Below are 23,138 nucleotides of genomic sequence, written 5' to 3' on the forward strand. Positions count from 1 at the left end.
AGAAGGCCCGCTTTCCAAGAGATGTTTTCCTCCCGCGTGCGGCGCTGAATTCCTGCACAGATTGTCCCGCTCTTTTGCACCAGCCGCATGATTTATGCGACTGCCGTTCCCCAGCAATTTTATATTCGTCAAACACACATCGTGACTCTGACCCCCCTGCTGATTGAACTTCGCGCTTTGGCGCGATTCGTGCCTCCCAGACTATAAGCCGGTAGGCCGATATTGCCTGCCTGCTCCAAACTGATGCAGCTATAGCGCTACACACCTGTGACCCGCGGTCGTGCGCCGATATTTCGGTGCTCCATGACAACGGAGATCCACACTCATGAAACGCATGTTGTTCAATGCGACGCATCAAGAAGAACTACGCGTCGCCATTGTCGACGGTCAAAAACTGATTGACCTCGACATCGAAACAGCCGGGCGCGAACAGCGCAAAGGCAATATCTACAAAGGGGTCATCACCCGCATCGAACCCGGCCTGGAAGCCTGCTTCGTCAGCTACGGTGAAGAGCGTCACGGCTTTCTGCCTTTCAAGGAAGTGGCTCGCAGCTACTTCAAGGAAGGGGTTGATGTACGCAGCGCCCGCATTCAGGATGCCCTGGTTGAAGGCCAGGAACTGATTATCCAGGTTGAAAAAGAAGAGCGTGGCAACAAGGGCGCCGCCCTGACCACCTTCATTTCCCTGGCAGGCCGCTATCTGGTCCTGATGCCCAACAACCCCCGTGGGGGTGGCGTATCGCGCCGCGTTGAAGGCGAAGACCGCCAGGAACTGCGCGAAGCCATGGACCAGCTGGACATTCCGCAGGGCATGAGCATCATCGCCCGCACCGCAGGCATCGGCCGCAGCGTCGAAGAACTGCAGTGGGACCTGAACTACCTGATGCAGCTGTGGACCGCCATTGATGGCGCGGCCCGCGACAATGCTGCCCCTATCCTGATTTATCTGGAATCCAGCCTGGTTATCCGGGCCATCCGCGATTACTTCTCGCCCGATATTGGCGAGATCCTGATCGACACGGACGAAATTCACGAGCAGGCCGCCGCTTTCATGAGCGTGGTCATGCCCGACAATCTGCATCGCGTGAAGATGTACCGCGATGACATCCCCCTGTTCTCGCGCTTTCAGATCGAACACCAGATCGAAACCGCCTACTCGCGTACCGTGCAATTGCCTTCGGGCGGTGCTGTCGTTATCGACCACACCGAAGCTCTGGTTGCTATCGACGTGAACTCGGCCCGCTCCACGCGTGGTGCCGACATTGAAGAAACCGCCCTGCGCACCAACCAGGAAGCCGCCGACGAAGTGGCCCGCCAGTTGCGTCTGCGTGACTTGGGTGGCCTGATTGTTATCGACTTCATCGATATGGAAGACAGCAAGAACCAGCGTGCTGTCGAACAACGCCTGCGTGATGCCCTGCACCTGGACCGCGCCCGCGTCCAGATGGGCAAGATCTCGCGCTTTGGTCTGATGGAACTGTCCCGTCAACGCCTGCGCCCTGCCCTGAACGAAGGCTCCCACATCACTTGCCCACGATGCACCGGCACTGGCGTGATTCGCGATGCCGAATCCAGCGCCCTGCACGTACTGCGTCTGCTGCAAGAAGAAGCCATGAAAGAAGGCACTGCCGCCCTGCACGCTCAAGTGCCGGTGGATGTGGCTACCTTCCTGCTGAACGAAAAACGCGCCGACATCACCAAGATCGAATCGCGCCTGAACATTGCCCTGATCCTGATTCCCAACAAGAATCTGGAAACTCCGCACCACATCATCGAGCGCCTGCGCCACGACGATCCTCGTCTGGACGAACTGCGCAGCAGCTACGAGCTGGTTCAGCAACCTGAACAGCAAGACAGCCTGGTGCCGCACCGCAGCCACGAAATCAAGCCTCGTCCAGAAGCCCTGGTCAAGAGCACCACACCGGCCCAGCCTGCCCCCATGAGCAAGCCTGCCGCTGCGGCCGCCGCCAGCGCCGCTGCCAGCGACAACAAGCCCGGCCTGCTCAAGCGTTTGCTGAACTGGTTGTCCGGCGCACCGGCCGAGCCCGTTGCCGAAACCACCAAAACCGAAGGCAGCAAATCCTCCTCCGGTCGCCGCCAGGGCCGCCCAGGCCAATCCAACGGTGGCCGTGGTCAAGGTGGACGGGGCCGTCGCCAGTCCAACCGCCCGGAAGCCGCCCAGGAAGAGAAAGCCAGCCCGGAAAGCACCGGCGGTAATACGCGCGGTCGCCGCCGCAACGCCTCGGCCGGTAACGAATCCGCTCTGGAAACCGCACAAAGCCCCAGCGCCAATGCAACGCCCGCCACGGCCGACGAAGGCAGCAGCAACAGCCGCAATCCACGCAACCGTCGTGGCCGTGGCCGTCAACGCCGTGAAGAAGGCAGCGCAGAAAATGTCGAGCTGAACAAAGACGTCAATAGCACAGAAGCTCAGCCAGAACAGGCTGCTGCCGCTGTTGCCGGCGTCGCCGCAGCCGCTGCCGTAGCCGCCACCAAGCAAGAAGCGCAAAATCGCGCCGAACAGCTGGCTGAGGCCGACAGCACTGATACCAGCGACAACTCGGATGCCGAAACCGACGAAAACAGCGAGAACGGCGCTCTGGATCCAGAACGCAAACGTCGCCGTCGTCGTAGCCGTCGTGGTCGTCGCAACACGGACGCCAACGCCGTAGCCGAGAACGAAGAGAACAACGAAGAAGGCAATACCAACGCCTACGTTGCTCACGAAACGCCTAGCTTCAACCCCGCGGCCTTGGATGCCCAGGAACAAGCCGCTGCCCAAACCGCAGCAGCCGAGCCTGAACAGCCCAAAGCAGCCGTAGAGGCACCAGCAGCCCAAGAGGCCACTCCTGTCGCCGTAGAGGTCGCTCAGGAAGCTCCAGCCGCTACCGAAGCTGCCCAACAAGCTGAAGAAGTCGCCACGACCCAAGCAGTTGCCGTTGAAACCGCTCCAGCCCAGGAAGAAGTAGCCGCTCCAGCCGTTCAGGCCGAAGCTGCTCCAGAAGCTCCTGCCGCAGAAGAAACCGTTGCTCCTGTACAAACAGAAGCCGCTGCCGAACCTGCAAAAGCAGAAGTCGTTGAAGCTCAAGCTGAAGCCCCAGCCGTTGAAACTGCTCCAGTGAAAACTGCAGCTGTCGAAACCGCGGCTGCCCAGGAAGAAACAGCTCCAGCCGCCGAAGTTGCTCCAGAAGCTCCTGCAGCCGAAGAAGCCGTTGCTCCTGCACAAGCAGAAGCCGCTGCCGAACCAGTCAAAGCCGAAGCCGTAGAAGCGCAAGCCGAAGCCGTAGAAACCGTTGCTACTCCTGCAGAAGCTCAGCCCGCAGCTGAAGCCCCAGCCATTGAAGCCACTCCAGTGGAAACCGCAGCCGTAGAGACTCGCGTAGAGACTCAAGCCGCTGCTGCACAAGCTCCTGCTACTGAACAAGCACAGAAGCCTGCTGCTGCTCCTCTGGAAGCCGTGCTGAACGCCGCAGGCATCGAACTGGTAGAAACCGCTCGCTCGGCAACACAGGACGACTACCAGCCTGCACCAGTGCGCCTGGGTCGCCCACGCAAGCAACGTGCTGCAGAAACCGAGAACAGCGAACCGCTGCAACAGGTCGAAACGCAGTAAACAGCTAGACTAAAAACGCCGCCCCAAAGGGCGGCGTTTTTTTGCCTCTCGTATCCGTAAAGAGCAGCCATCTGGGCTCCTTCTCCGTCTCCTTCTCCTTGAGCCCTCTGCGATATTCCTTTTTTCTTGGTGTGGGGAGTACGGCCCTGGGGCGAGTCAAGGACTTGGCCGCGGGCTATTGAACAATCCAGGGTGCAAGCCCAGTGCTGTTTGAGCCAGGCGCTTGTACTTGGTCCGGGGGACCAAGTACCTGGCGAGTTCACTGGGCGCCTGGATTGTTCAATAGCCAAGGGTACCCGTGCGCAGCACGGGCCAGGGCCCCGCCCCAGAGCCGTACTCCCCACACCAAGAAAACCAAGCCAATCTCGCCCTGAAGCTTCCACTCAAAAGCCAACGCCTCAATACCAAAAACCTCTTTGCAAAAAACAAAAACACAGCAGGCAATAAAAAAACGCCACCTAAACCCAGGTGGCGTTCTTCTTTAGCGAATCCTTGGCAATCAAGGATGACGCGACACAGCCTCAGCCGGTTGACGAGTCAACAAAGCCAGCAACTCCGCCAGTTCACGCTGCAACTCGCGACGATCCACCACCATATCGATCGCCCCCTTCTCCAGCAAGAACTCAGCACGCTGGAAACCTTCAGGCAGCTTCTCGCGCACAGTCTGCTCAATCACACGAGGACCGGCAAAACCGATCAAGGCATTAGGCTCGGCAATCACCACATCGCCCATAAAAGCGAAACTGGCCGACACACCGCCCATGGTTGGATCAGTCAGAATACTGATAAACGGCAAACCCGCCTCGGACAACTCCGCCAAAATAGCCGTGGTCTTGGCCATCTGCATCAGAGAGAACAAGCTCTCCTGCATACGCGCACCACCCGAAGCCGCCACACAAATAAAAGGACTGCGGTTGGCAATAGCCGCCTGCACGCCACGTGTGAAACGCTCGCCCACCACCGAACCCATGGAACCACCCATGTATTCGAATTCAAAGCAGGCAACCACAGCAGGCACAGACAAAATCGTGCCACTCATGACCACCATGGCTTCAGTTTCACCCGTTTGCTTGGTCGCCTCGGAAACACGTTCGGTGTACTTGCGCGAATCGCGGAACTTCAAGGGGTCCATAGGACGGGTGTTGGAACCAATCTCGGTCTGGCCTTCGGGGTCCAGCAAGGATTTGATCCGGGCACGAGCACCAATACGCATGTGATGGCTGCACTTGGGGCAGACATTCAAGGTTGCCTGGAGATCTTCCTTGTAGAGCACAGACTCACACGACGGACATTTCACCCACAGCCCTTCGGGAACGCGACGGCTGCTTTCGGGGTTACGGTTGATTCGCGGCGGGAGTATTTTCTCGATCCAGCTCATTGTTAGATCCTGTTTTCGCCTGGCCGGCACCCGGCCCACCAAGCTCTTTATTCTGAAAAAAAGCGCCTGTTCATCAAGAACAGGCAGATGATTCTATACGCGGAATAGGTATTTAGGCTAATTATCCAGCGCCTGACGTATCTGCGCGAGCCATTGGCTGGCTGCTGCAACCGCAGCTGCATCGATATCCTTTTGCTCTTTGCCAGCGTTCTCCTGCACAGCCTGTTCCATGGTCTGGATCAGCTTGGAGCCGATGACAACTGCATCCGCACTACGGGAAATGGCTTTGGCGCTTTGCGCATCACGAATCCCGAAACCCACACCGACCGGAATTTTGACGTGCTGACGAATACGCTGCAAGTGGTGTTCCACATCCACCACATCAATCTGGGCCGAACCAGTCACACCTTTCAGGGACACATAATACACATAGCCTTGGGCCAGAGCGGCGACCTTGGCAATGCGCTCGTCCGTGGACGTGGGCGAGAGCAGGAAAATAGTATCCACGCCCTGCTCGGTCAGCAAACGAGTGAAATCCTCGGACTCCTCAGGTGGGTAATCTACCGTCAGCACGCCGTCCACACCCGCCTTGCCAGCCATCACGGCAAATTCGGCCTGACCGATACGTTCAATAGGATTGGCGTAACCCATCAGGACAACCGGCGTTTCCTCGTCGATCAGGCGAAACTGCTGCACAATCTCCAGCACTTTACGCAAGCCGACACCACGGCTGATGGCACGTTCAGCCGCTTGCTGAATCACAGGACCATCGGCCGTAGGATCAGAAAACGGCACACCCAATTCAATGACATCTGCCCCGGCCTGACGCAAGGCATGCATCAAGGCCACGGTAGCGGGCACCGAAGGGTCTCCGGCCGTAATATAAGGCACCAGGGCGCAGCGCCCGTTCAAACCTTCAAACGTCTTTTTCAGACGCACATTACTCGACATATCAGTTCCCGATTGCTTACAGAGTCAAGCCGCCGTACTCGGCGACCGTATGCATGTCCTTATCGCCACGACCGGACAAGCTGACCAAGATAATTTTATCCTTGGGCAAGGTCGGGGCAATGCGAGCCGCATGCGCCAGCGCGTGCGAGGACTCCAGCGCAGGCATGATGCCTTCAATACGGCAGCAATCGTGAAACGCTTTCAGGGCGTCTTCATCGGTGCAGGTAGCATATTGAGCGCGGCCACAATCCTTCAGCCAGGCGTGCTCGGGTCCAACGCCCGGGTAATCCAGACCAGCCGACACCGAATGCGTAGGCATGACGTTGCCGTCATCGTCCTGCAGCACATAGGTACGGTTACCGTGCAGCACACCCACCATGCCCTTGTTCAAGGAGGCCGAGTGCTCCAGCGTGTCCAGACCGCGTCCAGCCGCTTCCACACCAATCAGCTCTACATCCTTATGCTCGATGTATGGGTAAAAAATACCCATGGCATTGGAGCCACCGCCCACCGACGCCAAGACGTAATCAGGCTGACGACCAGCGTCCTGAGGCATTTGCTCCACGCACTCATCACCGATCACGCATTGGAAATCGCGCACCATCATCGGGTAAGGATGAGGGCCAGCCACCGTACCAATAATGTAGAAGGTATTGCTGATATTGGTGACCCAGTCACGCATGGCTTCGTTCAGCGCGTCTTTCAGGGTACGCGAACCAGACTCCACAGGAACGACCGTCGCACCCAGCAACTTCATGCGGTACACATTGGAAGCCTGACGGCGCACGTCTTCGCTACCCATGTAGACCACACATTCCAGACCGTAGCGGGCGGCAACGGTTGCCGTTGCCACGCCGTGCTGGCCTGCGCCGGTTTCAGCTATGATGCGTGGCTTGCCCATGCGGCGAGCCAGCAGAATCTGACCGATACAGTTGTTGATCTTGTGTGCGCCAGTGTGATTGAGATCTTCGCGCTTGAACCAGATCTGAGCTCCACCTAGTTGCTCCGACCATCGACGGGCATGGTACACGGGGCTGGGACGACCGACAAAATGCTTGAGTTCGTAGTGAAACTCACGCAGAAATTCAGGATCGTTCCGATACTGTTCGTAGGCTGCTTTCAACTCGTCCAGGGCGTGGACCAGCGTTTCAGCGACAAACGAACCACCAAACTGACCAAAATGTCCATCCGGGTCGGGCAAGGTATAGGTTTTCAAAGCTCGCTCTCTTGATTGACAAGAACAATCGCGGGCACAGCGCCCGCGAGGTTTAGGTTTACCGATTTTAGCAGTTCAGGACGAGTAGCGGCGGGCGCTAACGCCCGATAACTCGTTCAAGGCCGCTAAAGCCTTTTGAATTTGCTCGCCATCGCGCACTTCAATGGTAAAGATCATGCGCGTCAGCGAGCGGCGACTCAAGGTGTTGATACCCGTTACGTTCAAACGCAGGCGGGCAAACACTTCCGAAAGATCACGCAGGAGGCTGGGATGCTCCTGCGCCTCAATGGCCAGATCCACGGGATACTGAGTATCCCCCGTATCGCCCCAATCGACGCTAATAGCCCTTTCAGGTTGTCGATCAGCCAATTCCTGGTAAGACTTGCAGTCGGCACGGTGTATGGACACCCCTCGGCCACGAGTCACAAAACCGGCAATCAGATCAGGCGGTGCGGGACGACAGCAGCGGGCCAGCTGTGTCATGAGCGAATCCACGCCCACCACCAGCACGCCGCTTTTCCCGGTCTTGGAAACACTTTCCCGGGCCGCATCAAACACGCGCTGTACGGGTTCCTCTTCCTGAACGTCCTCGCGGAACAGGGCATCGACCTGGCGCAGGCTGAACTCATCCTTGGCCACGGCAACGTACAAGTCGTCCGCCTTGGCAAAGCCCAGCTGTTGCGCCATCTGCTCCAGGTTCACGGCCGTGCGGCCCAAGCGTTGCAGCTCTTTTTCGACCATGCTCTGGCCCTGGGAGATGCGCTGCTGCAATTCAATCGCGTTGAACCAGGCGCGCACTTTGGAGCGCGAGCGTGGACTGGCCAGAAAGCCCAGCTGCACGTTCAGCCAGTCACGCGACGGGCCGCCGGATTTGGCCGCCACAATCTCTACCGTCTGGCCGGTCGACAAGCGCGTGGACAAAGGCACCATCTGCCCATCAACCCGCGCACCACGGCAACGGTGGCCCAGATCGGTATGCAGGTAGTAAGCAAAGTCTACGGGCGTCGCCCCCACAGGCAGTTCAATAACCCGGGCCTGCGGCGTCAGCACATAAATATGCTCGTCTTCCTGAGCCTTCAAAGGGCGAGCAACAGACGGCTTTTTGCTGACAACAGCCTCCGCTACCGCTTGCGAGGCGGTATCCTTGCTGCTGTCTGCTTGCGGGCCGGAGTCAGTCGCATTCGAGGTGGACGCCTCCCTGTCCCAGGCCAGCAACTGACGCATCCAGGCAATCTTTCTATCGTCCTCACCATCGGCTGTCTGCTGTCCACCTTGAGCACCGGCTTCCTTGTAGCGCCAGTGGGCCGCCATCCCGTACTCCGCAAACTGATGCATATCCCGCGTACGGATCTGGATTTCAAAGCAACGCCCCTGCGCATCCGCAATGACAGTATGCAGGGAGCGGTAGCCATTGGGCTTGGGGCGGGAAATATAGTCGTCAAACTCCTCGGGCACAGGTGTCCACAACGAATGCACCACAGCCAGCGTGTGATAGCAACTGCGCTCGTCATCCACAATGACGCGCAAAGCCCGCAGATCAAACAGCTGCTCGAAGTCCAGATGCTTGTTACGCATCTTGTTCCAGATACTGAAGATATGCTTGGGCCGACCCGAGACCTCGGCCACGATATGTTCGCGCTTCAAGGCCGCCAGCAACTGGTCACGCACCTGGCTGATCAGGGTTTCGCGCTCCACGCGCTTGTCTTCCAGCTGACTGGCAATATTCTTGTAAACGTCCGGGTTCAGAAAGCGAAAGGCCAGATCTTCCATTTCCCACTTGATCTGCCAAATCCCCAGACGGTTGGCCAAGGGCGTATACAGCTCCAGCGTTTCCCGCGCGAATGCTACCGGGCACACGGTCTTGGACTGCCGATACCAGCGCAAGGATTGCAAGCGCGAGGCCAGGCGCATCAACACAATGCGCAAGTCGGCGGCCATCGCCAGCAGCATTTTGCGCTTCATTTCTTTTTGATCGCCCCCGCCCGTCTGCTCCTTGGCCTGGCCGGTCAGCGAGCCCAGCCGATACAAGGCCCGCGAGCCACGCACCAGCGTCATGACTTCGGCACCAAAGGCTTTCTGAACCGGGTCCTGCTTGACCTCCGGCCCAGGAGCGGGAGTGACGGCCAGCAAGGCGCTGGCACGGGTTTGAGCGTCCACGCCCAAACCAGCCAAGATAAGCGCTACCTGAGCGCAATGGCTGTCCAAGGGTTCGCCGGTACTTCCGGCCAGATCCAGCAAAATAGGCCCCGCCCAGTCGGCAGCCGCCTGCAATAGCGTACGCCCTGCTTCATCCAGTCCGTGGCTGGCTTGCGCGAACCATTGAGGATTGAAGGCCGACTCGGCCATAGGGGGAGAAGCGGTGTGATTCATGTGAATTACGTTGATGTGGCCACTCAGCGCTGAAGTGGCTCTCTATACTGTAGACGCTAGTCTATCACCGCGAGTAAGAGCTTATGAGTCTGAACACATGCCGCCAGCTTCTGTTGATTTGGCACTCCCGTACCGGCGCGGCCCGTCAACTGGCCGAACAGGCCGAGGAGGAAGCGCTGCACGTGCTCAAGGAACTGGGCGAGACAGAGCAGGTCTGTATCAAACGTTTGCATTGTGACCAGGTGAATGCACAGGATTTGCGCGACTCCCACGCCTATTTATTCTGCGCACCCGAGAATCTGGCCAGCCTGAGCGGGGCCATGAAAGAGTGCCTGGACCGGAACTACTACGAAGTACTGGATCAGTTGAATGGGCGTCCCTATTCCGCCCTGATCAGCGCGGGCAGCGATGGGCAAGGTGCACAACGACAACTGGAGCGGATTTGTACCGGCTGGCGGCTGGAGCTGGCCGCCCCCACCCGTATCTTCAACTTCCACGCCCAGACGCCAGAAAGCATTCTGGCCCCCAAGACCTTGAGTGAAGAACAAATTGCCCAGGCTCGGGAAGCCGGTGGGCATCTGGCGGCACTGCTGTGTCTATGAAAAAGCCCTTTGCGTGTGCAAAAGGCTTTGATTCAAACTTTTAGTGCTATGGCTTTATCGCTTTAAAACGATGCCGCCCGCCTGAAATCACGAGCATCACTGACTACGATGCCTTTAGCTCCCCTACCCAAGCTGCATTTGCCTCAAGCAGCAAGGACCTCAAGAAGGGAAGCCTCAATCTCTAAGCCGGAGGCAGCTGAAAAACCTGCCGCAAGTAAGCCAGATACGCCGGATCATCACACATGGTTTTTTCAGGCGCATCCGAGACTTTCGCCACGGGCTGGCCATTGCAACGCACCATCTTCATGACAATCTGCAAGGGTTCATGGCCCAGGTCGTTGGTCAGGTTGGTGCCAATCCCGAAAGACACCTTGCAGCGGCCTGCAAAACGCAAGGCCAGTTCAATGGCTTTGGGAATGGTCAAACCATCAGAGAACACCAAGGTCTTGGTACGCGGATCGGTACGGTTGGCCTGATAGTGCGCCAACAAGCGTTCGCCCCAGATGAAGGGATCGCCCGAGTCGTGACGGGCACCGTCAAACAGCTTGCAGAAGTACATGTCAAAGTCGCGCAGGAAGGCATCCATGCCATAAACATCCGACAAGGCAATGCCCAAATCACCGCGATATTCTTTGGCCCACACTTCCAGAGCAAAAATCTGCGAATCACGCAAACGAGGGCCTAAGGCCTGACAAGCCTGCAAGTATTCGTGTCCCATGGTGCCCAGGGGCGTCACCCCATACTTCATGGCCAGCCAGACGTTGCTGGTGCCCGCAAAGTGCGGCTTCATCTGCTCGATCATGGTGGTGACCACTTCTTCGTGCCACTGCTTGGAAAAGCGACGGCGCGTGCCGTAATCCGCCACGCGAAAGTCACTCAGGGCCGGATCATCGACCACCAGACGCATTTTGGACTGCAGACGCTCACGCCCTTCTGCCCACGGGGGTTGTGGACATTCGTTGCGAAAGTAAACCTCGTTCACAATGGCCAGCACCGGGATCTCGAACAGAATCGTGTGCAGCCAGGGACCCTGAACCGAAATTTCGATCTCGCCAGGCACATTCCCGGCCTGCACCTGAATGCAGCGCTCAGGCAGATGGAACAGCCCCAGAAAATCGACAAAGTCGCTTTTGATAAAGCGCAGGCTGCGCAGATAATCCAGCTCGGCGTCTGAAAAACGCAACTGGCACAGCGCATGAATTTCCGCCCGGATCTCGTCCAGGTACTGACTCAAATTAATATGGGGAGTACGGCATTTATAGCGGTACTCCACATGCGCAGCCGGGAAATGATGCAAAACAACCTGCATCATGGAAAACTTGTACAGGTCTGTATCAAGTAAAGAGGTAATGATCATCACAAACCTACCGATTTTGATTGCGCAACCATAGCACGGGCGCCAGTTCTTGCGTACAGCTATCTAGCAGGTGAGCTATTGCGCCATCTCAATAAGCAAGAAGCTGAATATTCGTTAAAATCGAAAGATTCGATTTAAATCCCATTTTTATCGTTCAGGCCCTGTGCGTTGTCGCGCACCCCATCCACGGCCCTTTGCCGTGACTGACCGCCTTAGCGATACCGCAGGAGTGTTACTGAAATGACCCACGTCGTCACCGAAAACTGTATCAAGTGCAAATTCACCGATTGTGTGGATGTGTGCCCCGTCGACTGTTTTCGTGAAGGCCCGAACTTTCTGGTGATTGACCCGGACGAGTGCATTGACTGCGCTGTCTGTATTCCCGAATGCCCGGCCAATGCCATTTTTGCCGAAGAAGATGTACCGCAGGATCAAGTTCACTTCATCGAACTGAATGCTGAACTGACCCCTGTCTTTGGCAGCATCAACCGCTCCAAAAAACCGCTGGAAGATGCGGACGACTGGAATGGTGTGGAGAACAAACTACAGTATCTGGAGCGCTAAGCCCTTAGCTCGCTCTATACAGGCTCGCCCCGGTGGCTGCGTTTGCATCCAGCCACCCTTGCGCCCAATCTCGCCTTTTGATAAAAAAACTTGCCGCACCGCAGCAAGGGAAAATCCCAAGACCAGAGGAACGGTAAACGTCGTATTGTTTCCCACAAGGAAATAAGCATATACATTCCTCTGTATCAAATTAGGCAACACCAAGGCGCACACTATGCTTTACGATCTGCACGAACTTCAGCGGTCCTTTCTGGCCCCGCTCGCTGCCTTTACCGGCACCAGCTCCCAATGGTTTTCCAACCCCTACAGTCCACTGGCCTATACGCCCCTGTCGCGCCAACTGGCGGCCGCCTCTGAACTGGTACACCGAATCGGCAAGGATTACGAAAAACCGGCCTGGGGGCTGAATGAAACCCAGATTGACGGCCAAACCGTCGCCGTGCGCGAGGTCGAACGTCTGAGCAAGCCCTTCTGCAGGCTGATCCACTTCGAGCGCGATCACCCCAAAGCCGATCAGGACCCCACGATTTTGCTGGTTGCCCCCCTGTCCGGCCACCACGCCACCTTGCTGCGTGAAACCGTACGTGCGCTGCTGCCCGATCACTCGGTCTATGTCACTGACTGGATTGATGCCCGCATGGTGCCCCGCTCGGCCGGCCCCTTCCATCTGGACGATTACGTCCTGTATGTGCAGGAGTTCATCCAGACACTGGGCCCGAATGTGCACGTGATGTCGGTTTGTCAGCCCACGGTGCCGGTATTGGCTGCCGTATCGCTGATGGCAAGCCGTCGCTCGGCCGTGATGCCACGCAGCATGATCATGATGGGTGGCCCCATCGACACCCGTCAGTCACCTACCGAGGTGAACCGTCTGGCCACCACCAAGTCCTATTCCTGGTTTGAGAACAATCTGATTCATCGCGTGCCAACCAAGTACCCCGGTGCTCACCGTCGTGTGTACCCCGGCTTTTTGCAGCACGCTGGTTTTGTAGCCATGAATCCGGATCGTCACGTCAGCTCGCACTACGACTTTTATCAGCACCTGATCAAGGGTGATGATGACGACGCCCAAGCACATCGCCGTTTTTACGACGAATACAATGCCGTGCTGGACATGCCTGCCGAGTTCTATCTGGACACCATCCGCATCGTGTTCCAGGAACACCGCTTGCCCAAAGGCCAATGGCACGTGCATGGCGAACAAGTCCGCCCCCAGGATATTGATGGCGTAGCTCTGTTTACCATTGAAGGCGAACTGGACGATATTTCCGGCCAGGGTCAGACCCATTCGGCGCAAGGGCTGTGCTCGAAAATCGCGCCTGAACTCAAGCAGCAATTCACTGCACCCAACTGTGGCCATTACGGGATTTTCTCCGGAAGCCGCTGGCGCACGCTGATCTGTCCTAAAATCAGGGACTTCATCCGTCAGCACAGCTGATATTTGGCTTATGCCGTTTCTGACGGGGCCAGATGGCCCCGTTTTTGCATTCATGTCCGACACCTTAATACGGCGCATTGACGCCCTGCTCCCTCAAACCCAGTGCACCCGCTGTGGTTACGATGCCTGTCTGCCCTACGCCCAAGCCATTGCGCTTGAAGGCGAGGCGATCAACCGCTGCCCGCCCGGCGGTCAGGAAGGCGTACAGGCCCTGGCCGAACTGCTGGGTCGTGAGGCCCTGCCCCTGGACCCGTCCTGTGGGGAATTTACCGGCCCCAGCCGCGCAGTAATCATTGAAGAACACTGTATTGGTTGCACACTCTGTATTCAGGCCTGTCCGGTGGATGCCATTATTGGTGCCAACAAGCTGATGCACACCGTACTGGCCGACCGCTGCACCGGCTGCGAGCTCTGTGTACCGCACTGTCCGGTGGATTGCATCAGCATGGTGCCTACCGACGAATGGAGCAGCGAGCAAGCCATGCAGGCGCGCCTGGATACGGAACAGCGCCGCGACCGTCTGCTGGCCCGCCACAAGGAAAGCTCGGACCTGGCTGCCCGCACACTGGCTAATAAACCCGTCCTGGCCAACTCGGCCGATCAGGCCGATAAACGCGAGGCATCCATTGCCTCTGCCCTGGCCCGCGCCCGTGCGCGACGCGCCGGCAAGACTGCAAGCGAAACCACGTCATGAACGCTGCCAAGCGCCACGAGATTTTCAGCCGTTTTCAGGCCGCCAACCCCAAGCCCACCACCGAGCTGGAATATGCCGACACCTTTCAACTGCTGATTGCCGTGATCCTGTCGGCCCAGGCCACAGACCGTTCCGTGAACCTGGCCACCGCCCGTTTCTTCCCGGAACATGGCACGCCGGAAGGGATTCTGGCCATGGGTGAGGAAGGTCTGCGAGACGCCATCAAGACCATAGGTCTGTATAAAACCAAAGCGGCCAACGTCATCAAGACTTGCCGGATTTTGCTGGAACAGCATCAAGGCCAGGTCCCCTGTGACCGCGCAGCACTGGAGGCCCTTCCAGGCGTAGGACGCAAAACCGCCAATGTCGTTTTGAACACCGCTTTTGGTCTGCCCACCATTGCGGTGGATACCCATATCTTCCGCGTTGCAAACCGTACCGGCATTGCCCCAGGCAAAAACGTGGTTGAAGTGGAAAAGAAGCTGGAAAAAGTGATACCCAAGCCCTTTTTACTGGATGCCCACCACTGGCTGATTTTGCATGGTCGCTACATTTGTGTGGCCCGCAAGCCCAAGTGTCCCCAGTGCGGCATCTCGGATTTGTGCGACTTCAAACCGAAAACTGTTAACACTTAAGTAACACATACCCGGTTTAACAACATTTGTTTACCAAACAGTGCATTAAACCGGACCATCCTATGACAAACCCGCATAGTTTTGCTTCGTCGGCGCTTCCATACTGAAACGCATGAAGGACTCTGCCTATAGTTTGCTGGCGATGGAATCACCGCGGTAAGAGGCAAAGGACGCGTAACGGGTTCCTGCGCCAACCAGCCAACGTACAGGCCCATATTGACGACTCACGACAAGGAGCGTTCTCATGACACGGGCTGCCCTGGATATTGAGAATCTGTACGCCTGGCACCGAGAGTTTCCGCTCTTGCGCGGATTGAATTTGCAGGTTGCTGCAGGCGAAATCTGCACCGTACTGAGCCGCAACCGTGCCGGCCGCAGTGCCATGCTACGCGCCATCGTGGGTTTGACGGATAGCCGCCGCGGCTCCATCCGTATTCAAGGCACCGAAGCCATTCATCTGAACCAGCATCAGCTGGCAGATTTGGGCGTGGGCTACAGCCCCTACGAACAAAGCATCTTTACCGGCCTGAGCTGCGAGGAAAACCTTCTGCTGCCACCCGCCATAGGCACCGCCCTGGGTGGCGGTATGTCGCTGGTGCAAATCTACGAGCTGCTGCCCAGCCTGGAGCAACGGCGTCACCACATGGCCACGCAGCTTTCCACTGGCGAGCAGAAAATACTGGCGATTGCACGCTTGCTGCGCACGGGTGTGAATCTGCTGCTTCTGGACAAGGTATCCGAGGGTCTGGCCCCGGTGCAGGCCCAGACACTGAGCAAGTTGATCTGCACACTGCGCAACGAAGGCTACACCATTGTGCTGGCCGAACAATGCCCGCAGTTCTCGGCAGAATTCAGCGATCAGTTTCATGTGCTCGAGCAAGGGCAAATTATCGAGCGATTCGGCCGTAGCGAATTAAGCCATACCGCCCCGGAATAACCGGACAAGCTCCAAGGCTTTCCATTTCCGGGTTGTTACCAAGTGATGCGAAAAACAGACATAGTGCCAAAATTCACTCGGCATGAAGTCTGCTTGCTTGATCTACAACAAGGTCAGGCGGCCAACTACCTCTGAGGCTTGCTTTGAATCAAATCTGCGGGCCCAGCCCTCATGCACTCTGTAGGCTTTACACACACCTACGGAGCTCCTATGAAATCCCGCCACTTGATTCCAGGTCTGCACCTGTCCTTGCTTGCTGTTGGACTGGCCGCTGTTTTGTACGCGCCTCAAGGCCAAACACACGAAGCGGGTGATTTCTTGCTCAAAGGTGGCGTGACCTGGGTATCCCCAAAATCCAATAACGGCTCTGTGGCTGACGGCACTGTCAAGCTGGACGTAGGCAATAATGCTCGCCCCAGCTTCTCGCTGACCTACATGGCCACCCGCAATATTGGTATTGAGCTGCTGGGCGCTTTCCCCTTCCAGCACAATATCGACAGCAATCTGGGCCGTATCGGCAAGACCAAGCACTTGCCCCCGACCCTGAGCCTGCAATACCACTTCCTGCCTGACAGCGACTTCCAGCCCTATGTCGGCGTGGGCGTGAACTACACCATGTTCTTTGACACCGAATCGCGCGGTGCTCTGGCAGGCTCCGACCTGAAACTGAAAAACAGCTGGGGTTTTGCAGCCCAGGTCGGTGTGGATTACAAGCTGGACAAGAACTGGTTCCTGAACGCTGATGTACGCTACATCAGCATCCGTCCAGACGTGAAACTGAACGGTCAGTCCATTGGCAAAGCCAAGCTGGACCCCGTGGTTGCCACCATCGGGGTCGGCTACCGCTTCTAAGCGCTGGCTTCTTCCTGCTCGCGTTTGCCCTGCCCCAAGCCCAGATAGCTTTCTATCACTCGGGGATTATGAGCCAGGTCAGACGCGGGCCCTTGCAGTACCACATCGCCCGTCTCCAGTACATAACCGTAGTCAGCCACTTGCAAAGCGGCACGAGCATTTTGCTCGACCAGCAAGATGGCCACGCCGGTACTGCGCAGTCGGGCGATGATCATGAAGATCTCCCGCACCACACGCGGCGCCAGGCCCAGGCTGGGTTCATCCAGCATCAGCACTTTGGGTTGCGCCATCAAGGCACGGCCTACGGCCAGCATCTGCCGCTCCCCGCCTGACAAAGTCCCTGCCAGCTGAGTACGACGCTCTTTCAAGCGTGGGAACAAGGTGTAAACCTTGTCCATGGTGTCGCGCCAGCCAGGATGGCGGGCGCGATACAGGCGAAAGCCGCCCAGCAGAAGATTGTCTTCCACCGTCATGCTGCCAAACAGCTCGCGGCGTTCCGGCACCAGGGAAATGCCAGCCGCCACGCGACGCTCCACTTCCCAATGGCTGATCTCCTGCCCTTCGTACTGCACCGAGCCGGTGCTGCGGCCCACGCTGGGCAAAGAGCCCATCATGGAGTTCAGCAAGGTGGATTTACCAGCACCGTTGGCACCAATCACGGTCACAATGCTGCCGGCACGCACGTCCAGGCTGGCACCCATCACAGCACTGACTTTGCCGTACTGAGCCGCCAGATTGTCTACCTTCAGGATAATGTCTTTCGATTGTGCCGAACTCATAGCGCTGCTCCTGCCGAGGCGGGCTCATTGACCTGATCCAGATCCAGGTCGTCATCAATACCACCCAGGTAGGCTTCCAGCACCGCTGGATTTTCCTGAATCTCCTTGGGCAAACCTTCGGCCAGCTTGGTGCCAAAATCCATGACAACCAGCTTGTCCGTCAAATTCATGACAAAGTCCATGTCATGCTCAACCAGCAAAATGCTCATGCCTTCGCTACGCAGCTGATCCAGCACTTTGGCCAGTTCCTGCTTTTCCTTGTAGCGCAAGCCAGCCGCCGGCTCGTCCAGCAGCAAGAGCAATGGATCAGAAGCCAGGGCACGGGCAATTTCCAGAATACGCTGCTGACCCAGAGCCAGATTGCCAGCCTCTTCGTACAGGTAGTCCCCCAGACCCACGCGCTCCAGTTGAACAGCAGCTTCATGCAGCAACTCGGCTTCGCTACGACGTTCGGTATGCAGGACGGCGGAGACCACACCGACATTACGACGCAAGTGAGCGCCCAACGCCACGTTTTCCAGAACTGTCATGGTAGGCAGCAATTGCACGTGCTGGAAGGTACGGCCTACGCCCAGGCGAGAAATCTCGCGTGCGGGCTTGCCATCAATCCGCTGCCCCAGGAAACTGACCTGACCGCTGGTAGCCGACAGCACGCCGGTAATCAGGTTAAAGGTCGTGCTCTTGCCTGCGCCATTAGGACCGATCAGGCCCATGATCTGACCCGCATTCAAGGTGAAGCTGATATCGTTCACAGCGACCAGACCACCGAACTCCTTGCGGATCTTGTTCACTTCCAGAACCAGCGAACCCGCCTGGGGACGCTCACGTTGAGGCAGGGCCTCGGCTTGTGGAGGAGGCGCCTGTTTGCGCTTCTGTGCACCGAAAACCTGTTCCCAGGCCTTGTGCAGGATAGGCCACAGACCGTCGCGAGCGTACTGCAAAATCAGCACCATCAAGATACCGAAAACGATCAGCTCGAAGTTGATGTCGGTATTGAGCAGCTTGGGCAGCCAGTTCTGCAACTGGTCTTTCAGGCTCAGTACCAGGGCCGAGCCCAGAACCGCGCCCCAAACACTGCCTGCACCACCCAATACAGCCATGAACAGGTATTCAATACCGTAGTTCAAACCGAAGGGGCTGGGCGACACCGCGCGCTGGTAGTGCGCGTAGAGCCAGCCGGATATGCAAGCCAGCAAGGCGGCGTAAACGAACACAATGACCTTGTAGTTGGCCATGTTCACGCCAAAGGACTCGGCCATGCCGCTGCCGTGCTTCAGAGCGCGAATGGCACGCCCAGGACGTGAGTTCAGCAGGTTGCGTGTACCCCACATGGCCAGCAAGGCAAAAGCCCAGATCAGGTAGTAAATATCCCGGCCCGAGGACAGGGAAATACCGAAGAACTCCAAAGGAGCAATCCCGGAAATACCGTCGTACTGACCCAGGAATTCCAGGTTGCCGAACAGGTAGTACAAGGCCAGACCCCACGCCAGGGTACACAGGGGCAGGAAGTGGCCGGACAAGCGCAGTGTGATCGCGCCCAGAATGTAGGCCACCATCATGGTAATAGCCATGCCAATGAGCAGATTGAACCAGGGCGACCAGCCCAAGCGAGCGGTCAGATAAGCCGTGGTGTACGCACCCAGGCCCACAAACGCAGCCTGACCAAAAGAAGTCAGACCGCCCACGCCCGTCAACAGCACCAGACCCAGCACGACCAAGCTGGTCAAGCCAATATAGTTAAGCTGGGTAATCCAGAATTCGGGCGTTGCGCCCAGCTGCGGCAAAACCAATAGAACCGCAATAAATAGTAGCGTCAGCCAGTGTCTCATGTGATTTACTCCTCATCATCCACGTGCTTGCTACCGAAGGAGCGCCACAACAACACCGGTATCACCATGGTAAATACAATAACTTCTTTGTAGGCACTGGCCCAGAAAGAGGAAAACGCTTCCAGAACCCCCAGGAACAAGGCACCCAAGAGGGTGACGGGGTAGCTGATCAGGCCGCCAAAAATCGCCGCCACAAAACCCTTGAGACCAATCAAAAAGCCCGTGTCGTAGTAGATGGTCGTCACAGGAGCGATCAGCATGCCGGACAAGGCACCAATGGCCGCAGCCAGGGTGAAGGTCAGGGAACCGGACATATTGGTGCTGATACCCACCAGACGGGCACCACGGCGGTTCACCGCTGTTGCACGCAAGGCGCGACCATACAGGGTCTTACCGAAAAAGCCCCACAAGGCCAGAATCAGCAGCACGCAAGCGCCCATCACGAAGAAGGTCTGTGCGGACCAGCTTACTGCGCCCAGGGACACTTCCCCTTCCATGAAGGGAGGCGTACGCCAGCCTTCCGGACCGAAGAACACCAGACCCAGGCCCGTCAGCGCAAAGTGCACCGCCACCGAGGTGATCAGCAGCACCAGCACACTGGCTTCGGCAATAGGCTGGTACACCAGTCGATACACCATGGGGCCCAGAGGGATCACGACCGCCAGCGAAAACAGCACGGCCACCCACAAAGGCAGCTCCGAGCTGACAATGGCGGGAGCGGCAAAGTAAACCGCGACAGGGATCACGATATTGACCAGGAACTTGCGGGGCATGCCCACCAGGCTGCGGCTGCGCAAGGCAGAGAGCAACTCCAGCAAGAACACCAGCGCACCGGCGATCAATAACAAAATAACGGTTCCCGGCATGCGGCCATTGACCACAAAGGCCAGGGTCAGGGCGCCAAAGGTGACAAATTCACCTTGCGGGATAAAGATGACGCGGGTAACCAGGAAAACCAGAACCAGGGCGAGCCCGAGCAAGGCATAGATGGCGCCATTCAATATGCCATCCTGCAACAAAATTAAAGCGATGGTGGTATCCATGTCGGACAACATCCTGTACAACAAAAAGGGCAAAGGGCTTACGGCAAACGCAGGCCTGTAGCGGGAACGGGTGCCAGGATCAGCCAGCACCCGCCTCGGAAAAAACCGGCTGGAGAGCCGGTTTTTGCCTGTCAGATATTACAGATCAGGCTGATATGTCCATTTACCGTCGACCACTTTCACGATCACGTGGGCACGTTTGTCCAGGCCTGCGTGGTCCGTGGCGGACATATTGAACACACCTTGGGACGCGGCCAGCTCTTTGGTCTGCTCCAGAGCGTCACGCAAGGCTGCGCGGAACTCCGGGGTACCTGGCTTGGCACCGGACTTCAAGGCTTCCGGAATGGCTTCGGTCACCAGCAAACCGGCATCCCACATGTGGCCACCAAACGTGTTGATGGAGCCAGCGCCGTATTTGGCTTCGTATTTTTCCTTGTACTCCATGGCGGTCTTTTTCACCGAGCTGCTGTCAGGCAGCTGTTCGGCAACCAGCAAAGGACCGGCTGGCAAGATCATGTCGTTACAGTCTTTGCCGCACACACGCAGCACGTCGCTGTTGGCCGCACCGTGTGTCTGGTAAATGATGCCAGCGTAGCCACGGCCTTTCAGTTCACGCTGTGGCAAGGCAACAGGCGTGCCGGAACCGGCAATCAAAATAGCATCAGGCTTGGTGCCCAGCAGCTTCAGAACCTGGCCGGTCACGCTGGTGTCGTTACGACCGTAGCGCTCGGCGCCCAGCACTTTGATGCCTTTGGCTTGAGCGGCTTCGGTAATCACGTTCAGCCAGCCATCTCCGTAGGCATCGTTGTAGCCGATAAAGCCCAGGGTTTTGACGTTTTGCTTGACCATGGCATCAGCCAGGGCGCCAGCCATCAGCTGGTCATTCTGAGGAGTCTTGAACACCCAGGTACGGGCGCCTTCCACAGGATCAACAATCTTGGCGTTGGCGGCCACACTGATCATGGGAGTCTTGGTTTCGCCAGCAACGTCCACCATGGCCAGGGAGCCGGGCGTCACGGAAGTACCGATCACCACGTCGACCTTGTCGTCGGTAATCAGCTTGCGCATATTGCGTACGGCCACGGTGGTATCGGTGGCATCGTCCAGAACGATGTACTCGATTTTCTGGCCGGCCACTTCGGTAGGCAGCAGGCTGACTGTATTGCGCTCGGGAATGCCCAGCGAGGCCGCCGGTCCTGTCGCTGCCACCGTCACACCTACCTTGATCTGCGCGGACACGGCCACGGGCAGGCTCAAGGCCAGGGCTGCAGCCAATGTCGTCAGGCGACCAGTAGTAATGCAGTTCATCCTTTTCTCCCAAATTTTGTTCATTGTTGTGGACCGATTTAACGGTCAAAAAATCGTAATACAGATAATCACCAGCAGATACCAGAAACGTATCAAGTCACGCGGATTTCAGATATTGGTGTTTACCTTAAATATTAAAAGTTTAAATAGTGCACTAACTAAAGTGATAGCTCACGAATTAAGTGCCCTGCCCTGCCATTTTCTTTAACGGGGAGCCCGCTTGGGAGTCAGGAAGATCTGCACTTTGGAACCCTCTGTTCCAAACGCACTCTAATTGTCGATTACTATGTAGGACTGCGCCTCCTGTAGGCATTGATCTGTTTTTCATAAGGCAGCACACGTGGAAAAAGTACGTAAAACCGAGGCCGAGTGGCGCGCCCAGCTCAGCCCCGAAGAATTCTATGTCACCCGTCAGAAAGGGACGGAACGTGCCTTTACCGGCCGCTACTGGGACACCACCACGTCCGGCATTTACCGCTGCGTGGGCTGCGGCACGCCCCTGTTTGCTTCGGACACCAAGTTTGATGCCGGTTGCGGCTGGCCCAGCTACTTCACCCCCCTGAACCCGGACAATGTGCGCGAGGAGCTGGATACCAGCCACGGCATGCGGCGCACCGAAGTGCTGTGCAATGTCTGCGATGCTCATTTGGGCCACGTCTTTGAAGACGGTCCCCCACCCACTGGGCTACGATATTGCATTAACTCTCTATCCATGACTTTTGAACCCGAAGCATGAAGAAGCTTTTATTTGATCTGTTCCCGCTGGTTCTGTTCTTTCTGGCATTTCGCTTCTCCGACATCTACGTGGCAACCGGCGTGGCCATGGCTGCCTCGGTCCTGCAGATACTCTGGCTAAAGCTCACCAGCAAGGCGATCGAGACCTCGCACTGGATCAATCTGGCCGTCATTGTGGTCTTTGGCGGTGCCACCCTGTTCTTCCACAACGATGTCTTCATCCGCTGGAAGCCCACGGTGCTGTACTGGATCTTCGCGCTGGTGCTGCTGGGCGGACGTTACCTGATGCATCGCAACCTGATGCAAAAATTCATGGGCACCCACCTGGTGTTGCCCGGCCATGTCTGGGACAAATTAAACCTGGTCTGGGCGAGCTTTTTTGTCGCCATGGGCCTGGTCAATCTGTACGTTGCCTTCTCGGGCCACTTTACCGAATCCCAATGGGTCAACTTCAAGGCCTTTGGCCTGCTCGGTTTGATGCTGGTGTTTGTCGTTGCCCAATCCTTGTGGCTGGGCCGCTACCTGCAAGACTCTTCCGACAACTCCACTCCCCCCAAATCTTGATTTCGCCATGACAGACGCACTTGCTTCCCTGATTCACGAACGGCTCCAGGCACTGGAACCGTCGGAACTGGACATCATCAATGAGTCCCATCTGCACGCTGGCCACGCCGGTGCACAAGGTGGTGCAAGCCACTTTCGGGTGATCATCGCCTCGAAACAATTTGATGGAATTTCAACACTGGCACGACACAGACTTGTGTATGATCGCGTCCACGATCTAATGCCTTTCCCGATTCACGCATTGGCTATTCAAGCCAAAACCACCGCTTAAGG

20 protein-coding genes are annotated in these 23,138 nt (G+C 57.2%); 11 read left to right on the forward strand and 9 right to left on the reverse strand.

Annotated features, from left to right (window positions below; all coding sequences use genetic code 11):
* Positions 1-325: 325 nt before the first annotated feature.
* Positions 326-3,613, forward strand: a complete 3,288-nt coding sequence (locus CPY64_RS11725; RefSeq protein WP_042482442.1) for an Rne/Rng family ribonuclease — start codon at positions 326-328, stop codon at positions 3,611-3,613.
* Positions 3,614-4,112: 499 nt separating this feature from the next.
* On the opposite strand, the gene accD is transcribed toward CPY64_RS11725, so the two are convergent.
* From accD to CPY64_RS11745, 4 genes are all read right to left on the reverse strand, one after another.
* Positions 4,113-4,991, reverse strand: a complete 879-nt coding sequence (gene accD, locus CPY64_RS11730) for an acetyl-CoA carboxylase, carboxyltransferase subunit beta (protein ID WP_039943198.1) — start codon at positions 4,989-4,991, stop codon at positions 4,113-4,115.
* A gap of 117 nt (positions 4,992-5,108) precedes the next feature.
* Complete coding sequence (gene trpA, locus CPY64_RS11735) at positions 5,109-5,942, reverse strand: tryptophan synthase subunit alpha (protein WP_042482450.1); 834 nt, start codon at positions 5,940-5,942, stop codon at positions 5,109-5,111.
* A 16-nt stretch (positions 5,943-5,958) separates the two neighbouring features.
* Entirely contained in the window at positions 5,959-7,158 is a 1,200-nt protein-coding gene (gene trpB, locus CPY64_RS11740) for a tryptophan synthase subunit beta (RefSeq protein ID WP_009456612.1), read from the reverse strand.
* Between the two features lie 75 nt (positions 7,159-7,233).
* Positions 7,234-9,528 carry a RelA/SpoT family protein gene (locus CPY64_RS11745; RefSeq protein ID WP_042482453.1) on the reverse strand — a complete coding sequence of 765 codons (2,295 nt, stop codon included), beginning with the start codon at positions 9,526-9,528 and terminating at the stop codon, positions 7,234-7,236.
* Positions 9,529-9,611: 83 nt separating this feature from the next.
* On the opposite strand from CPY64_RS11745, the gene CPY64_RS11750 reads away from it, so the two are divergent.
* The gene (locus tag CPY64_RS11750) at positions 9,612-10,130 is read left to right on the forward strand and encodes a flavodoxin family protein (protein WP_042482456.1); all 519 of its coding nucleotides are present in this window, start codon (positions 9,612-9,614) and stop codon (positions 10,128-10,130) included.
* Positions 10,131-10,311: 181 nt separating this feature from the next.
* On the opposite strand, the gene pncB is transcribed toward CPY64_RS11750, so the two are convergent.
* Entirely contained in the window at positions 10,312-11,487 is a 1,176-nt protein-coding gene (pncB, locus tag CPY64_RS11755; RefSeq protein WP_042482459.1) for a nicotinate phosphoribosyltransferase, read from the reverse strand.
* A gap of 240 nt (positions 11,488-11,727) precedes the next feature.
* Between pncB and fdxA the strand changes: the two genes are divergently transcribed.
* From fdxA to CPY64_RS11785, 6 genes are all read left to right on the forward strand, one after another.
* Positions 11,728-12,051 (forward strand): ferredoxin FdxA, encoded by a 324-nt coding sequence (fdxA, locus tag CPY64_RS11760; protein ID WP_026483116.1) that lies wholly within the window; start codon positions 11,728-11,730, stop codon positions 12,049-12,051.
* Positions 12,052-12,265: 214 nt separating this feature from the next.
* Positions 12,266-13,489 (forward strand): polyhydroxyalkanoate depolymerase, encoded by a 1,224-nt coding sequence (locus CPY64_RS11765; protein WP_042482464.1) that lies wholly within the window; start codon positions 12,266-12,268, stop codon positions 13,487-13,489.
* 52 nt (positions 13,490-13,541) lie between these two features.
* Complete coding sequence (locus CPY64_RS11770; RefSeq protein ID WP_042482567.1) at positions 13,542-14,183, forward strand: RnfABCDGE type electron transport complex subunit B; 642 nt, start codon at positions 13,542-13,544, stop codon at positions 14,181-14,183.
* Positions 14,180-14,818 (forward strand): endonuclease III, encoded by a 639-nt coding sequence (gene nth / locus CPY64_RS11775; RefSeq protein WP_042482466.1) that lies wholly within the window; start codon positions 14,180-14,182, stop codon positions 14,816-14,818. Before CPY64_RS11770 ends, nth begins: the two co-directional genes overlap by 4 nt.
* A 244-nt stretch (positions 14,819-15,062) precedes the next feature.
* A complete protein-coding gene (locus CPY64_RS11780; protein WP_042482468.1) occupies positions 15,063-15,755 on the forward strand; it encodes an ATP-binding cassette domain-containing protein in 693 nt (230 codons plus the stop codon).
* Positions 15,756-15,965: 210 nt separating this feature from the next.
* Positions 15,966-16,607, forward strand: coding sequence for an OmpW/AlkL family protein (locus CPY64_RS11785; RefSeq protein WP_009456629.1), 642 nt, complete (start codon positions 15,966-15,968; stop codon positions 16,605-16,607).
* On the opposite strand, the gene CPY64_RS11790 is transcribed toward CPY64_RS11785, so the two are convergent.
* The 4 genes from CPY64_RS11790 to CPY64_RS11805 form a co-directional block, all read right to left on the reverse strand.
* Entirely contained in the window at positions 16,604-17,386 is a 783-nt protein-coding gene (locus CPY64_RS11790; RefSeq protein ID WP_042482471.1) for an ABC transporter ATP-binding protein, read from the reverse strand. The genes CPY64_RS11785 and CPY64_RS11790 overlap by 4 nt on opposite strands.
* Positions 17,383-19,215, reverse strand: a complete 1,833-nt coding sequence (locus CPY64_RS11795) for a branched-chain amino acid ABC transporter ATP-binding protein/permease (protein ID WP_052362908.1) — start codon at positions 19,213-19,215, stop codon at positions 17,383-17,385. The genes CPY64_RS11790 and CPY64_RS11795 overlap by 4 nt, the downstream gene beginning before the upstream one ends.
* 5 nt (positions 19,216-19,220) lie before the next feature.
* A complete protein-coding gene (locus CPY64_RS11800) occupies positions 19,221-20,258 on the reverse strand; it encodes a branched-chain amino acid ABC transporter permease (RefSeq protein WP_042482474.1) in 1,038 nt (345 codons plus the stop codon).
* A 138-nt stretch (positions 20,259-20,396) separates the two neighbouring features.
* Positions 20,397-21,566: an ABC transporter substrate-binding protein gene (locus tag CPY64_RS11805; RefSeq protein ID WP_042482479.1), complete on the reverse strand. Its 1,170-nt coding sequence runs from the start codon at positions 21,564-21,566 to the stop codon at positions 20,397-20,399.
* 340 nt (positions 21,567-21,906) lie between these two features.
* On the opposite strand from CPY64_RS11805, the gene msrB reads away from it, so the two are divergent.
* The 3 genes from msrB to CPY64_RS11820 are packed head-to-tail and all read left to right on the forward strand — an operon-like array spanning position 21,907 to position 23,136.
* On the forward strand, positions 21,907-22,302 hold the full coding sequence (msrB, locus tag CPY64_RS11810) for a peptide-methionine (R)-S-oxide reductase MsrB (protein ID WP_042482482.1): 396 nt from the start codon (positions 21,907-21,909) through the stop codon (positions 22,300-22,302).
* Positions 22,299-22,865: a septation protein A gene (locus CPY64_RS11815; RefSeq protein WP_009456639.1), complete on the forward strand. Its 567-nt coding sequence runs from the start codon at positions 22,299-22,301 to the stop codon at positions 22,863-22,865. The genes msrB and CPY64_RS11815 overlap by 4 nt, the downstream gene beginning before the upstream one ends.
* Positions 22,866-22,872: 7 nt before the next feature.
* Entirely contained in the window at positions 22,873-23,136 is a 264-nt protein-coding gene (locus CPY64_RS11820; RefSeq protein WP_009456641.1) for a BolA family protein, read from the forward strand.
* Positions 23,137-23,138: the final 2 nt, after the last annotated feature.

The sequence above is a fragment of the Alcaligenes faecalis genome (genome assembly GCF_002443155.1).
GTDB classification, from domain to species: Bacteria; Pseudomonadota; Gammaproteobacteria; order Burkholderiales; family Burkholderiaceae_B; genus Alcaligenes; species Alcaligenes faecalis.

Coding starts and splice junctions, on each gene's coding strand:
- CPY64_RS11725 (WP_042482442.1), top strand. CDS start 326: ATGAAACGCATGTTGTTCAATGCGACGCATCAAGAAGAACTACGCGTC.
- CPY64_RS11820 (WP_009456641.1), top strand. CDS start 22,873: ATGACAGACGCACTTGCTTCCCTGATTCACGAACGGCTCCAGGCACTG.
- CPY64_RS11780 (WP_042482468.1), top strand. CDS start 15,063: ATGACACGGGCTGCCCTGGATATTGAGAATCTGTACGCCTGGCACCGA.
- CPY64_RS11745 (WP_042482453.1), bottom strand. CDS start 9,528: ATGAATCACACCGCTTCTCCCCCTATGGCCGAGTCGGCCTTCAATCCT.
- accD (WP_039943198.1), bottom strand. CDS start 4,991: ATGAGCTGGATCGAGAAAATACTCCCGCCGCGAATCAACCGTAACCCC.
- fdxA (WP_026483116.1), top strand. CDS start 11,728: ATGACCCACGTCGTCACCGAAAACTGTATCAAGTGCAAATTCACCGAT.
- CPY64_RS11765 (WP_042482464.1), top strand. CDS start 12,266: ATGCTTTACGATCTGCACGAACTTCAGCGGTCCTTTCTGGCCCCGCTC.
- CPY64_RS11750 (WP_042482456.1), top strand. CDS start 9,612: ATGAGTCTGAACACATGCCGCCAGCTTCTGTTGATTTGGCACTCCCGT.
- CPY64_RS11790 (WP_042482471.1), bottom strand. CDS start 17,386: ATGAGTTCGGCACAATCGAAAGACATTATCCTGAAGGTAGACAATCTG.
- CPY64_RS11815 (WP_009456639.1), top strand. CDS start 22,299: ATGAAGAAGCTTTTATTTGATCTGTTCCCGCTGGTTCTGTTCTTTCTG.
- CPY64_RS11800 (WP_042482474.1), bottom strand. CDS start 20,258: ATGGATACCACCATCGCTTTAATTTTGTTGCAGGATGGCATATTGAAT.
- CPY64_RS11795 (WP_052362908.1), bottom strand. CDS start 19,215: ATGAGACACTGGCTGACGCTACTATTTATTGCGGTTCTATTGGTTTTG.
- nth (WP_042482466.1), top strand. CDS start 14,180: ATGAACGCTGCCAAGCGCCACGAGATTTTCAGCCGTTTTCAGGCCGCC.
- CPY64_RS11805 (WP_042482479.1), bottom strand. CDS start 21,566: ATGAACTGCATTACTACTGGTCGCCTGACGACATTGGCTGCAGCCCTG.
- pncB (WP_042482459.1), bottom strand. CDS start 11,487: ATGATCATTACCTCTTTACTTGATACAGACCTGTACAAGTTTTCCATG.
- trpA (WP_042482450.1), bottom strand. CDS start 5,942: ATGTCGAGTAATGTGCGTCTGAAAAAGACGTTTGAAGGTTTGAACGGG.
- CPY64_RS11785 (WP_009456629.1), top strand. CDS start 15,966: ATGAAATCCCGCCACTTGATTCCAGGTCTGCACCTGTCCTTGCTTGCT.
- CPY64_RS11770 (WP_042482567.1), top strand. CDS start 13,542: ATGTCCGACACCTTAATACGGCGCATTGACGCCCTGCTCCCTCAAACC.